This is a genomic window from Syntrophobacter fumaroxidans MPOB (assembly GCF_000014965.1).
Classification (GTDB): Bacteria; Desulfobacterota; Syntrophobacteria; order Syntrophobacterales; family Syntrophobacteraceae; genus Syntrophobacter; species Syntrophobacter fumaroxidans.
The window spans coordinates 3,952,143-3,965,822 of record NC_008554.1 but is presented as its reverse complement, the minus strand read 5'-3'; the positions used below and the strand labels follow the sequence as shown (position 1 = coordinate 3,965,822).

General features: G+C 57.7%; 8 protein-coding genes. 3 read left to right on the top strand and 5 right to left on the bottom strand.

Going from position 1 to position 13,680, the window contains the following annotated elements; genetic code table 11:
* Positions 1–66: 66 nt before the first annotated feature.
* A complete protein-coding gene (locus SFUM_RS16745; RefSeq protein WP_167321365.1) occupies positions 67–585 on the bottom strand; it encodes a c-type cytochrome in 519 nt (172 codons plus the stop codon).
* Between the two features lie 960 nt (positions 586–1,545).
* On the opposite strand from SFUM_RS16745, the gene SFUM_RS22010 reads away from it, so the two are divergent.
* Positions 1,546–5,193 (top strand): NERD domain-containing protein kinase family protein, encoded by a 3,648-nt coding sequence (locus tag SFUM_RS22010; RefSeq protein ID WP_049766407.1) that lies wholly within the window; start codon positions 1,546–1,548, stop codon positions 5,191–5,193.
* On the top strand, positions 5,190–7,112 hold the full coding sequence (locus tag SFUM_RS16735) for an HD-GYP domain-containing protein (RefSeq protein WP_208597067.1): 1,923 nt from the start codon (positions 5,190–5,192) through the stop codon (positions 7,110–7,112). The genes SFUM_RS22010 and SFUM_RS16735 overlap by 4 nt, the downstream gene beginning before the upstream one ends.
* Positions 7,113–7,275: 163 nt before the next feature.
* On the opposite strand, the gene SFUM_RS16730 is transcribed toward SFUM_RS16735, so the two are convergent.
* Positions 7,276–8,091 carry a class I SAM-dependent methyltransferase gene (locus tag SFUM_RS16730; protein ID WP_011700033.1) on the bottom strand — a complete coding sequence of 272 codons (816 nt, stop codon included), beginning with the start codon at positions 8,089–8,091 and terminating at the stop codon, positions 7,276–7,278.
* Positions 8,092–8,521: 430 nt separating this feature from the next.
* Between SFUM_RS16730 and SFUM_RS16725 the strand changes: the two genes are divergently transcribed.
* A complete protein-coding gene (locus tag SFUM_RS16725; protein ID WP_041440799.1) occupies positions 8,522–9,811 on the top strand; it encodes an OmpP1/FadL family transporter in 1,290 nt (429 codons plus the stop codon).
* A 137-nt stretch (positions 9,812–9,948) separates the two neighbouring features.
* Here SFUM_RS16725 and SFUM_RS16720 read toward each other — a convergent pair whose 3' ends face one another.
* The 3 genes from SFUM_RS16720 to SFUM_RS16710 form a co-directional block, all read right to left on the bottom strand.
* Positions 9,949–11,544, bottom strand: a complete 1,596-nt coding sequence (locus SFUM_RS16720) for a B12-binding domain-containing radical SAM protein (protein WP_011700031.1) — start codon at positions 11,542–11,544, stop codon at positions 9,949–9,951.
* The gene (locus SFUM_RS16715) at positions 11,537–12,442 is read right to left on the bottom strand and encodes an alpha/beta hydrolase family protein (RefSeq protein ID WP_011700030.1); all 906 of its coding nucleotides are present in this window, start codon (positions 12,440–12,442) and stop codon (positions 11,537–11,539) included. The genes SFUM_RS16720 and SFUM_RS16715 overlap by 8 nt, the downstream gene beginning before the upstream one ends.
* A gap of 482 nt (positions 12,443–12,924) precedes the next feature.
* Positions 12,925–13,530, bottom strand: coding sequence for a peptidylprolyl isomerase (locus SFUM_RS16710; RefSeq protein WP_337833059.1), 606 nt, complete (start codon positions 13,528–13,530; stop codon positions 12,925–12,927).
* Positions 13,531–13,680: the final 150 nt, after the last annotated feature.

Here is a 13,680-nt window from a genome sequence, read left to right as displayed (position 1 = left end):
TTTACCGCCTTCCGTTCAATAACAGGGAAAAACCTCCCACATACCGTCCCGCAACCACACAACCTGTCACGGCCCCGCTTTGTCCGTTTTCGCGGTCATGCTCCGGTATTCTTCAGCTCCGATACCGGGTAAACGCTTCACGAACGCCACCGCAGCCCAGAGCTCCACGTCTTCGAAAAAGGAGCCGAAGGCGGGCATCCCGGTCATCTTGATCCCGTTCTTGATGACCCAGAATACCCGGGCTTCCTTGAAATCCCGCCGAAATGCATCGGAGGCCAGGTTGGCGGGAGCCGGGTAGAGTCCCTGCGCAAAAACCGCGCTCGGCACTCCGGGCGCTCCATGGCAGTAACGGCAGACTTCGTCGTAGGTGCGCGCTCCGTCAGAGACCAGCCGGGCATCATCGAGCGCCGGGACGGAAATCCCGCGGCTGTGCGCCTCTATCGATCGGTCTCGGATCAGCTCGATCGCCGTGACGGTCGCATCCCAATGCGGGACGTTGGCGGCCACGTTGTACCAGCCTTGCCATGCGAACAACGCCGCTCCCCCCGCGACGATCAGAAACCATACGATTGATTTCGAAACCATCCTCATTTTTCCTCCTCCCGGGATGCCGGGCTCCCTCGACCCAACGCCGTCGACACCCGTACATGGAACCGGCTTCACCGATGAACCCGCTCATTTGAAGGCCGACGCTTGGCGCCCTCTGAATCCGGGCTTGAGGGCCGCCCGGCCATGGAAGCCCCGGGGGCTCGACGCCCGAATGCCGCCTCGTATCGCATAACACAATAATAACCAGCATTTGGTAAGCATTATCAGCAGGCTTTGCCATCTTTCCCGCCCTCGAAACCTCATTGCCCGTCTACTCCACGGGCTGGTCCCGCACCCGGGGGCATCTCCACGAATATTCCGGGGATTCACCGCCGACCGCCTCCACTGATTCGACGTTTCTTTCGGCATTAAAACATAAGTTCAAAGGCATCCTTCCTAGAAGTCCCGGATCGAAGGCGCCGATGTTTATTTATTCTCGAAGCACGGCAGGAACAATTCCAATACAGGCTGCTTTTGGAATGGGCATCGTGAACGGGAGAACGTGAAGTTCACTGCTGTCTCCCGGCGGCAGGATCAGAATGCGGGGCGGCGTTTTATCTCCAGCTCTCGTACTGTGCACGACGACACGGTTCCTGATGGTATGCGGAAGCAGAAGGTGGCGGTTTTTCGCAGACTTTTTTTCGGATGTTCAATGATCGTTTGCTTTTGGTGTTTCCGGAGGCTAAACTGGAAAGCACAGATATGGGGTTGAGGGGCGGAACGTAATCAACGAACAGTAACATTATAGATCTTGTTGCTGACTTTCCCGAAAAATAATCGGCTTGCAGGAAATATCCGCAGGTGCCGCAAACTGGTTCGCGTGCGCTTCCGCTTGGAGGAGGCCGGTTTTCGCTCCACTGGAACAGGGGTGGGGTGTGCTCCCGGCTTCCCCGGAGCCCGCGGACCGCGCTGTGGCGGGGCGATTTACGGGCCATCGACGATCAAGGGAGCGCTCTAGTGGCTCGACTGATTTTACCTCTCAGTGGTTCGCTGCCTCGAAGCGAAAGCCTGAAGAAAGTGATCCGCTTTCTGGTGGAGAATCTGCCCCCGGTGCCTGCACCCAAATCCCTTGAAGGGCTCGGGCTCCACGGTCCCGAGTATGTCGTCCTGCCCGTCCTGGCCATCCCCGACGAACACGCTCGCCAGGTGTGCGAGATCGACATTGTGCTCATTGCCCCTCATGCCGTCTTTGTATTGGATATCAAGGACTGGGGTCCTCAGATTCAAGGCGATGACGAGTTCTGGTGCGTGGATGGAACACGTGAACGCCGGAATCCTTTCCGCAGCCTGCACTTCAAGATCGAATCCCTGCGCACCCTGGTCGGCAGGGCGGACACCGGCCTCTACAGGCGCACTTCGTTCAGGGAACTGGTGGTGCTGGCCCGCGATTCCGTGCAGCTGAACGTCAACGGGGCATCGAGGTGGCCTGTGCTCCCCATGGACGACCGGCTGCTGAACCGCCTCACCGATCCCGGTGCCGGTCCGTCCGCTAACTTGCTCGAAAGCGATTCCCTGTCGGACCAAAAGCAACTGGCCGAAATCCTCCATCGCTGGGGCGCGTACATGAAACCGCCCTCGGTGGTTCATGGACACAGGCTTTGCGAGACTCTCTCAATCGAACCCGGACTGACCGAATACCTGGCTCGCTCCCTGGAACCACAGCAGGAAGGACAGCTCCGGCGCATCCGCGTGATCACCCTGCCGTTCCTGAACGACCGCGCTCGACAGCACGAACGGGCCGAACGGATAGGGGAGGACCGGAAAGCGTTCGAAAAGATCGGACCCCACCCCAATATCGTCGGTTGCGCGGAATATTATGACGAAACCAACGACCAGGTTGTCCAGGTCCTGGACCGAGCCGAGGAGAATACGCTTCGATCCCGCATGTTGAAAGGAACGCTCGGCCCGGATGCAACTTTGCGGATAGTCGAAGGGGTGGCCCGCGGGCTCGATGCCTGCCATCGAAACGGCGTCGTTCACGGGGAGTTGTGCCCCGGGGACATCCTGCTGACCGCCTCGGGTCCCCGGATCATGAATTTCCGCCGGGGCCTTCTCGCTCCGCGGGACTTGCTGCCGGACTGGCCCATCCGTCCGGGGCGGGAAAACCATCCGTATATCGCTCCCGAGCGCGCGCTTTTCCCGGACGACCATCCTGTGTCGCCTTCGGCCGACCTGTATTCGCTGGGCGCCGTCTTCTACCAGATGTTGTGCGGGGAGCCTCCGTTTCCCCACCCTGATGCATTCTATGACTCGGGGGGAAAGCTCCCCGACGAGTGGTTGCCTTCCAGGAGGAACGGGAGCATCCCGTCCTGGATCGACGGCGTGATCGGTGGTCTGTGCACCGGCAGCCGCGAGCGTTATCGCAGCGCGGGCGAGCTCCTTGCCGATCTCGAAGCCGGAATGCGGCTCCCGACGGATTCAGCCCAGGCTAAACCTGACTCCACTCCCCCTTTCCCGTGGCACCGGAGCGAGGGGGCCCCGCTCGCGATCCGAAACGGCGACCTGGGACACATCAACCTGCTCCGTATCGCCGATTTGTTTCAGAACACGGACCTGGACGACAGGCTTGACGAAACCAGAAGCATCCATAAGAAAGACCTTATCAACGACATCAATTTCATCAATTTTCAAGACCAGAGCATTCTCGTCAATTTCCGTCACAAGAAGTACGAATCCCTGGTCTCGCTCAGGGCGAAGCCTCTTCCCTGTCTGGGAGAAACGCTCGATTGCCGGCTGACCGACCCGCTTACTCTGCATGACCACGGGTCTTATGATTTCCTGAATCTGATCCTCACCGACGGCCTCAAGATCGTTCTCGTGAAGCCTGACCTCAAGGGGATCGAGGCGGGCGTGCTCCGCTTCGAGCTTCCCGAGACGAGCCACGAACTGAGGTTCAGGAAATCGAAGCGCTACCCGTGCCGGGATGTGGAGGTGGAATTCATCCAGGCAGGGGCGGTGCTTTCCGGGTCTCTGATCGAATTCAGCGCCGTTTCGTTTCGGATCGAGGTCACCATCGTCCCTCCTCAGTCCTTCCTGTGGATCAATCCCAAGGCTACCGCAACGATCATTTTCCGCAAGGAAGGGCGGGTCGTCTTTTCGGGCGAATGCCGCATCACCCGTGAGAGTCACGGGCAGAAGACTCGGACTTTCGTGTTGCGGACTCTCAGCGACAACATCCGAAGGTTCAAGCCCAAGGCATTCAGGAGCACTCGGTTGCGGTTGTCTCCCACCCCGAACCTGATCTTTCGACATCCTTTGACCGGGAGGATGGTCAACCTCGAAATCGAGGACATTTCAGGGGGCGGCGTGTCCGTGGAGGAGAATTGTGAGGATTCCGTCCTGCTCACCGGCATGATCGTTCCGGAAATCGAGATCGAATTTGCCAACGGCTTCAAGATCACTTGCACGGGCCAGGTCGTTTACCGAAACGCGGTCCGCAACGGCAACCGGGACAACCACGTGCGTTGCGGCATGGCCTTCCTGGACATGAACGTCGGAGACCAGGTCAGGCTCTCGAGCGTTCTGCACCGTGCCGCCGATCAACGTTCCTACGTTTGCGGACGGGTGGATCTCGACGCCCTGTGGAAGTTTTTCTTCGAAACCGGATTCTTTTACCCGCGCAAGTATGCGCTCATTCACGCCAACAAGGAAAAGCTCAAAGACACTTACGAAAAGCTGTATCTGCACAGCCCGGAAATCGTCAAGCATTTCACGTACCAGGAGAAGGGGGCGATCCACGGACACATTTCCATGGTCAGGTTCTATGACAACACATGGCTGTTCCATCACCATGCCGCCACGGGGTCCTGGCTCAGAAAAGCGGGCATCGTCGTGCTCGAACAGATCGGTCGTTATGTGAACGACTTCGCCTGCCTCTATTCGACTCACATGAACTTCATCATTTCCTACTACCGCCCCGAGAACAGGTTCCCCAACCGGGTGTTCGGAGGATTCACGAAGAGCCTGAACGATCCGCGGGGGGCATCTCTGAACCGGTTCGCTTACCTGCATCTGCACGGAGAGCCGGCAAGCCTGACGGAACCCGCCCCGCTGCTTGAGGACCATGAGCTTCACCCCACCCAACCCGAAGATTTGCTCGAACTGGGAAGCTTTTACGAACACACTTCCGGTGGTCTCCTGCTCTACGCCCTGGATTTACATCCGGACATGATCAGGTGCTGCGACCTGAACAAAGAGTACCGACGGCTCGGTTTCAAAAGGGAGCGGCACTTGTTTTCCCTGAAAAAAGGCCGCGAGCTGAAGGCGGTCATCATGATCACCCGCTCCGATATCGGGCTGAACCTCTCCAATCTCACGAACTGCATGCATGTCATCGTGCTGGACCAGGACAATCTGCCCGGCACGGCTTTTCTGTCCGCCCTGGGCACTCTCATGCGGCGGCTGCGGATTGAGGATCCGCAGGATTTTCCCATTTTGCTCTATCCGGTGAGCTACGCCGAGAGCAGGCGTATCCCTTTTGAAAAACAGTACGATCTCTGGGTGTTCAATTCCCAGTACAGCGATCAGTATTTCTCCTACATGGAGAACCTGCTCAGCCGTTCCCGCCGCAAACAGGAACAGGGCAGCGGGATCACGGTGATTTGAGGGCCGAGATGGACCGTCCCCTCTACAACAGCAGAATCATAAACACCTTTATCGCGCTGCTCAGGAAGCGTTATCCCTACATCAACATCTCGGATCTGCTCAATTATGCGGGAATGGAACGCTACCAGGTCGAAGACGAAGGACACTGGTTCAGCCAGAGCCAGGTGGACCGGTTTTATGAACAGTTGGTGAACGTCACCGGCAACACGAACATCGCGCGGGAAGCCGGCAGGTTCGCGGCGTCGGCGGAATCGATCGGGGCCATGAAACAGTACGTCCTCAGTCATGTGGCACCCGCCACCGCCTACGAGATGCTCGGCAAAGCCAGCATCAACTTCACGAGATCGTCGACCTGCACGGCCAGGCGGCTTCGGTCGGAAACCGTCGAGCTCACCTTCACTCCCGTCGAGGGTGTCCGGGAAAGACCCTACCAGTGCGAGAACAGGATCGGACACATCGACGCGGTATCCTTGGTGTTCAAGCATCGGCTGCCTAGAATCGAACATCCGGAGTGCATGTTTCGCGACAACGGCCAAGTTTGCCGTTACATCGTCTCGTGGCAGCGCTCGCCATCCGCATTCTGGCACAAGGTGCGGAATGCTTTCGCCGTCGGCATCGCGCTGGTGGGACTCATCGCCTGCCAGGAGGTTTCCTCGTACACCCTGGGTGTCTTTCTGGCGGCGGGCCTGCTCGGCGTGCTCCTCATCAGCCTCTACGCCTCGCATTTGCAGGTGCGCGAATTCAGCAGCGCCATTGTGAACCTCAGGGACTCCAACGACAAGCTGATCGAGCAGATCAACACCAATTATAACAATGCGTTGTTCATCAACGAGATCGGTCAGGCGCTCAGCAAGCAGATGGAAATCGACGGCATCCTGAGCAATGTCATACGCAAATTCGAGCAGCGGCTGGACTTCGACCGCGGCATGATCTGGCTGGTGAGCACGGACAGAACAAGGCTGAATTTCTGCACGGGGTTCGGCTATTCGGAGGACTTGATCGAGATTCTCAACAACTCCAGCTTCCGCGTGAGGTCGGACTCGAGGGGCATCTTCATCATCTCGTTGCGTGAACGCAAACCTTTCCTCATCAACAACATCGATGAGATCAAGGATGAACTGTCGCCCCGGAGCCTTGAATTCGCGCGGCAAATGAAAACCAAGTCCTTCATCTGCTGCCCGATCATTTACGAAGACGACGCGTTGGGCATCATCGCGGTGGACAACCTGCAGACCAAAAGGCTCCTGCTTCAGAGCGACATCAGCCTCATCATGGGAGTGGCCCAGGAAATCGCCATCAGCCTGCACAATGCGGCCCTGATTCAGTCCAAACTGGAGCAGTTCCGGTCGATCCTGCACACCCTCGCCGCCAGTATTGACGCCCGGGCCCCCCTCACTGCCGGTCATTCGGAACGGGTCACCGAATACGCGGTCGGGATCTCCGAGGAAATGGGCATGCCGAAGGACTTTTGCGAAATGATTCGGGTCGCGGCCTTGCTGCACGACTACGGGAAGATCGGGGTTTGTGACTCGATCCTGAAGAAAAACGGGAAGCTGGAGCCCGAGGAGCGGCAGGAAATCGAGAAACACGCTGAAAAAACAAGAATCATCTTGGAACAGATCCGTTTCGAGGGGTTGTACCGGCAAGTCCCTGAGATCGCCGGCTGCCACCACGAAAAATATGACGGCAGCGGTTATCCGAAGGGGCTGCGGGGAATGGAAATCCCCCTCGGCGCAAGGATCCTCGCCGTGGCAGACGTGTTTGAGGCCATCACATCAAAGAGACACTACCGGGACCCCATGCCATTGGGACAAGCCTTGGAGATTCTCAACCACGAACGTGGAATTCACTTCGACAGCGATGTCGTCGACGCTTTCCTCAGGTACCTTCAACGCAAGGAAATGGTGCCCCGGCCCTAGGGCGGCGTGTGACGGTCCCGCCGGATGCGCGCCGATCGAGGCTGAGGGAGGAAAACGCCCCCGGGGCGCCTCGATTCGACACGACTTCTCCGAAAGGCGCAGATGCGCCGGGGCGGTGCGAGTGCGTATCGACCGGGAGCCGACGCTTCGCATGGACGTTTCGCTATCTTTCGTCCAACGGCCTGCGACCCCGGCAGCGGATCAGGGGAGAATAGGTGAACCGTCCCGGATCGGAAAAGAAATCTTTGAATTCCGCCTTGAATTCTTCGACTCCGCCGCCGTATTCGGCGAAATCGAAGCCGAGCTTCCGCGAAGCGACTTCCACCTTCTTCGCCCAGTTGTACGAATCCTTTCCTTCCAGATCGCCGAAAATCAGATGGTGAGCCTCGACGAACAGATCGATCTCCTGGTACCCGAGCCGGTAGAGATGTGAATAGAGTCTCCTGCCGGCGTAAGGGTCAAAATCGGCTTCCCGCTCGGACATTCCGACGAGAGCGAACAGGGTTCTCTCGAGCCTTGGAGGGATTCCATAGTGACAGAGGCAATTGTGATCGAGATCGATGAGGCAAAGGACCCCTCCCGGCTTGACGATTCGGGAAAGGTGGGAAACCAGCTCGAAACCGGTGGAACGATAGTACTCGAGCACGAAGCGCACCCAGACGAAGTCGAAGAGGCCGAGGTCCTCGAGCGGTTCCCGGATGTCCCGGCACCTGAACTCAATCCCCTCCCCTCCATAGTGATCGACGGCGTAAGCGACCCTCTCGGGGGATCCGTCGATTCCGATCACCGTTCCCCCCGGTTGAACCAGCGCGTTCAGGCACGCGCTGGTCTTGCCCGTTCCGCAGCAGATGTCCGCGACCCGCATTCCCGGCCCGAGGCCCGCCCAGAGGGCCTGCGCCTCAACGGACCGGCAATCCGTCTTCATTTCCAGACGGGTCGCCTCATCCTCGCTTTCCATCAGGTACTCGATGCATTGCATGTGGTCGGGATGGCTCCTGTATTTTTTCAAATTCGGGATCAGCTTCTATTACCACGGCGCGCCAGCTTTTCCAACGGTATTCGGACCGCTTGAAAAAAGAGCGCTGCACGAATCTCGCCGCGCTCCCGAAGCATTCTCGTGATGATGAAATGCGATGTTGACATCCGGTCACAAATGCTGTTTGTATGAATTCACACCTCATGCGGAACACTATCCCCCGTTCCTGTGTGTCCGGCTCTTGCCGCTGCAGGACAGTCCGGGCAATCATCATCGCGACGCTCCCGAGCACGGCTCTGCCGCGCACCCCGGAGCGCCGTCCATGGATCGAGGAACATCCGGTCTCCATCCGGCAAGCCGACGGCAACGAGTCGAAGGCCGCGGACGGCCCCCCTGGCCGAAGGGGATCGCCAACGAACAAGGAGGTTGGAGTATGCTGTGTCTGCGTATCGCCGGTTCCATGCTGTTGATCGTGCTGGCCAGTTTCGCCCTGATCGGCGCTTCTCCCGCTTTCGGTTCGGGCTTTGCCATCTACACACAGGGAGCCGCATCCCTCGGGCAGGCCGCAGCCACCATCGCCCACGGGGAAGATCCCTCGGTCATTTTCTTCAACCCCGCCCTGATGAGCAAATTCGAAGGCACTCAGGTCGAAGTCGGGACCACGTTGCTCATTCCCCTGCGCGATTTCAAGAGCGGGCTCACCGGAAATTCCACCAGTGCCGAAAAGGATGTTTTCTTTCCTTCCACTTTTTTTGTCACTCACCGGTTCACGGACAAGATCAGCCTGGGACTCGGAGTGTTCAATCCCTTCGGACTCGCCACGGAATGGGCGGACAACTGGGAAGGAAGATATATCGCGACCAAGTCCGAATTGACGACTTACGACATCAACCCCGTGATTTCCTGGCAGGTCACGCCGTGGCTGGCCATCGGCGGCGGTCCCGATTTCCTGATCCTGGACACCACCTTGGAGAAAAAGCTCTATTTCGCGCCCTTGGGGCTCGCCGACGGAGGACAGAGGTTCAAAGGGGACGGTCACGGCGTGGGATGGAGTTTCGGGGCGCTGTTTGAACCCCATCCGGATGTATCCATCGGGGCATCGTATCGGAGCATGGTCAGAGTGAACGTCGACGGCAAGGCTGAGTTCACCCTGCCCAACGGCGCACCGGCTTATTTCTCACTGCTGTTTCCCGACACCGACGGCGACGCCCAACTCAATCTCCCCCAGCGCGTTCACTTCGGTGTGTGCTACAAGGGCTTCTATCCCCTCACCCTGGAAGTCGCCGCGCGATGGGAAGGGTGGTCTTCCTTCGAACAGTTGATCATCCGGCTCGACAAGCCGGTCGCAGGCAGCATGGTGTCCGTCAACAACAGGAACTGGCACGACGTATGGACCGGAAGCATCGGGGCCAAATACCAGTTGAACGACCGGTTCGCGCTTGTGGCCGGATACCTCTACCAGGGCAATCCCGTTCCGGATTCCACCTTCGACCCGTCCATCCCGGACGCCGACGCCCACCTGATCACCATCGGGACGGATTTCAGGTATGGAGCGCTGCGCGCCGGGTTGTCCTACGGCTTCCAGAAAATGGTGAGCCGCACCAAAAACAACACGGTGGACGACAATCCCAACGACGGCTTCTTCAATCCCTTGACTGCGGCCAACGGGGAGTACAACACGGACATCCATCTCATCGGGCTGACCCTGAGCTACATGTTCTGACGGGGCTGAGACCCTTCGGCGGGGAGGACGCAGGCTGCTCAAGGGTGTCGGAATGGCCGTTGTATTTCTCGCAAACGCCCGTGAGCCGGGGGCTTGGCACGAACCGTGAAAACGTGCCGGCCCGGGGCGTACCGCGGTTACTTCAGGATTTCGGCAAACGAGCGCACGACCAACGATTTGTCGTAAGGTGCATCCAGGAATCGTTTCGACAGACTGTGCCGCAATTTGATGAAATTCTTTTTCTTCTCCAATGACAGCCCGGCCATCATCTCCAGATTGTCACCACTGTAGATGGGGCTTGTGTTCTCGATCCGGCGGAACGCACTGCGGATGCACCGGTGAGCGGTGGCGGAATCCATGGTGGAATGCTTCCATTCCTTCATGTAACCCGACAGACCGTATTCGGCCCGCTTCGCCGGTTCGTAGATGGGGCTGAGCGGCACCAGAAGGAACGGATAGATGGACCACGAAAATAACCCGGGTTGAGACGGGTTCGGCATGCTTTCGATGAAATCCACCGTTCTTTCGAAGCTTTCCCTGGTTTCTCCGGGAAAACCCACGATAAAGCAGCAGGAACAGTCGATCCCGGCGTCCAGCAGTCGCCCGATCACGCGGGCGTACATGTCGGGGTCGGACTTCTTGTTCATCCTTCTCAGGACTTCTCTGTCCGCCGATTCCACTCCCATCTGCACCTCGATGCAGCCGGCACGCTTGAGGAGCTCCAAATCCGCGCCTTCGAGGGAGCTTGCCCTGAAAAAACTCATCCATTTCAGGTTCAGTCCCGCCTCCAGAAACGCTTCGCACACCCGGTTCAGGTCGTTCCTGCCAAGCCTGAAATTGTCGTCCACAAATCTCACGTACTTGATTCCCCTGGCCGCAATTCGAGTCAACTCGGACACCAGGACGCCGAGGGGTTTCACGTGCGCGGGCCGGTCCCCCCTTACGAAATTGCAGAATTCGCACTTGCAGGGGCAACCGTAGCTGGCCTGAACATTGACGGCGCCGGATTTGAACAGGTCATCCGGCATGCCGTCCCAGTCGATGCTCGGATCGTCCGGGTCGACCTCGCTCACGCTCCTGGGCGAGAATACGTACCGCCGGCCGTCCCAGTGCGCGACATCGGGCAGCCCGGACACGGCTTTCCCGCTCTTGATCAGGCCGAGCGCCTTCGAAAGCACCCATTCGCCTTTCATGGAGACGATATACAGATCGACATCGGGCCGGTTGTCGTCGTTCAGAAACAAGTAGTCGTCGGACGGGCTCGTCACATCATAGCCGGAGCTTCCCCGACGCTGCATGATAAGATAGGACGAATAGACAAACGGGCCTCCGGCAACAATATATATATCGGGCGCCACCGAACGTATGTCGCGAACAAGATCGTAGAGGCTTTTCTTATTGAGTATAAAGGTTGTGGATATGACCACCATCTTGGGGTTGTCGCGCAGCAACTGCAGGAAACGATGGCGCTCACTGTAATAGGAATCGATCAATTCAGCGTTGACCCCCTCCCCGAGCAGGCGGCTCAGGAGCACGATCCCGTTGAGCTTGGGCGCACAATGCCAATTGTTTTCATTTTCGCCTTTGACGGGGTCAACGATCCTTCCATCATTTTCGAGCATGTTGCGAACGTTTTGGATGATCGCGGGCCTCCCCTCCACCTGCAGCCTGAGGAGGCTTGAAACCGAGTAGGTATCGTTCCCGGTATCGGAGATTACGATTGCATCAAGCATGTTTACCTCGAACGGCAATCATTCCCAAGGTGTCCATGAACGACACGATCTGACGTTCATCGACGAAAAAATCCAGATGATTGCCCGGGAAAACCGTGACATTCTCATGCGGCACCAATCGGCGGGACCATTCCAACGTCCTTGAAGCGGACACCAGGTTGTCGTCGCCGTTCAATACGAAGTGGAACGAAAAACCGTATTTTTCTATGAGGAGCTTCACGTAGGGGATGATGTCAAATGAGACGATGTCGGCGATTTCTTTGAACGTTCTTATAGGGTTTCGCACGGTTTTGATGAAGAACGAATGGACCGCTGAGAGCTTTCTCCGGAAATCCCTTCTCGTTTCCGGCGCATTTCGTCCGCTGATGACAAGCCTTGCGACGGCTGAGGCATACCCGCTCAACACATGAATGAACAAGAATCTGAGACAATGTGGAACATATCTCATTTGTCTATCGAACCCCGCAGGATTCACCAGAACAACCGCGGGGATGGAGGCCCTGTAGGTCTCCGGAGCCTCGACGAGCAGGCGGGCCACTTCAAAGGCGGCATAAGATTGCGCGATGATGTGAATACTTGAGATCCCGCGGTCTCGCTTCAAATGATCGATAAAGTCTCCAAGGGCCAGCTTGCGATCGGCCTTGGAATCCGTCTTAAAATCGATCAGCCCGCCGATGTCCCGTTCGATCGATGCCACCGAATATCCCTTGCCCACCAGGCAATTGATGAAAAACTCGATATCCGCCAGTTGAATACTCGTTCCGGACAACACCAATATACACTGGTCAGGTGGGCTGCCGTGTGCTTCGATGAAGAGCCCCCCATATTCCATCGACGACAATGCCCCATCTGTTCCGGTCGAGTAAGTCTTTATGAAGTCGCTCAATCGACCGCTCATTGCATTCCTTTCGATGAGAATCCGGGGAAGAACAAACATGAATTCGCACAAAGGAATTCAACGCCCCTGTTTTTCTCTCATGCGGCTCTCGGTTCTCCGATCGCATGTGACTTTAATGTCTGGGTCTCCGCAGGATTAGGCGTTACATATCATTCCATCTGTGGGTAAACAAGCGAAAAAATGGCTGTTCTCAGAGAACGGGCAGGGGGGACTCATGGTGTCCGAAGTTTCCGGCTCCAGTTGTGCGCGTCAAGCCTTGCAGTCTGGTCACAGCCTGTCAGGTGACCCCAGACGCGCAGGGTGGGATGCGCGGCAGCGCAGCCCACGGTCCTGACGACCACTGGCTCGCTCGTGGCGGGAAGGACATCCGGTTCGGGCTGTCGACCACCCTCACCGGGCGTCGCACGCACATCGACGGTTCCGTCCGCTCCCGGCCGGCATTCAGCGCGATCGTCCACGCCGGCCGGGACTTCGACGCTCCGTCATTGGGCTCTCTTGACACTCTCGATGACCACCGGTTTGACCGGCACATTCTGGTGCATGCCTGCACCGGCCGTAGGGACTTTTTTGATCCGGTCCACAACGTCCATGCCGTCGATGACATGGCCGAAGACCGCATAACCGAATCCCGCGGGGCTATCGTCACGATGATTGAGAAAGTCGTTGTCCTTCACATTGATGAAGAACTGACATGTGGCGCTGTCCACAACGCCGGTGCGCGCCATCGCGATCGTTCCCCTGGTATTCTTCAGCTCCGCGCGCGCCTCGTTCTTAATGGGATCGCGGGGTGTCTTGCTGCGCATGTCGGCGGTCATGCCGCCTCCCTGGATCATGAAATCATCGATGACCCGGTGAAAGACGGTCTTATCGTAAAACCCGTCGTCCACGTAGCGAAGGAAATTTTTCACCGTGATCGGGGCCTTGTCCGCCCAGAGCTCGACGCGGATGTCGCCCTCAGACGTTTGAATCACTGCCACCGGATTTTGCTGCTCCGTCATTTTCTCCTCCTTTGCTGTGCCGGCACCGGCGGAAAAAAGGCCGAAGGCGGCTGCGAATACGACAATCAGTGTGACTTTTCCCGCTTTCATGAATGCCCGCTCCTTCAATGTCTCATTGCGCAAGAATTGCATCGGCATGTACGGACCGGGGAAGAGAGAGGGGAGAAGACCACTTCTGCACCTTCTTCTTTGGCCTTGCCCATCACAACCCTGGAACCTAAACTTGCTGAGACTGCGATA

Bases quoted from the DNA above. Each gene is read 5' to 3' on its own strand.
- SFUM_RS16730 (WP_011700033.1), bottom strand. From the start codon at position 8,091: ATGCAATGCATCGAGTACCTGATGGAAAGCGAGGATGAGGCGACCCGT.
- SFUM_RS16715 (WP_011700030.1), bottom strand. From the start codon at position 12,442: ATGAGCGGTCGATTGAGCGACTTCATAAAGACTTACTCGACCGGAACA.
- SFUM_RS16725 (WP_041440799.1), top strand. From the start codon at position 8,522: ATGCTGTGTCTGCGTATCGCCGGTTCCATGCTGTTGATCGTGCTGGCC.
- SFUM_RS16710 (WP_337833059.1), bottom strand. From the start codon at position 13,530: ATGAAAGCGGGAAAAGTCACACTGATTGTCGTATTCGCAGCCGCCTTC.
- SFUM_RS16720 (WP_011700031.1), bottom strand. From the start codon at position 11,544: ATGCTTGATGCAATCGTAATCTCCGATACCGGGAACGATACCTACTCG.
- SFUM_RS16745 (WP_167321365.1), bottom strand. From the start codon at position 585: ATGGTTTCGAAATCAATCGTATGGTTTCTGATCGTCGCGGGGGGAGCG.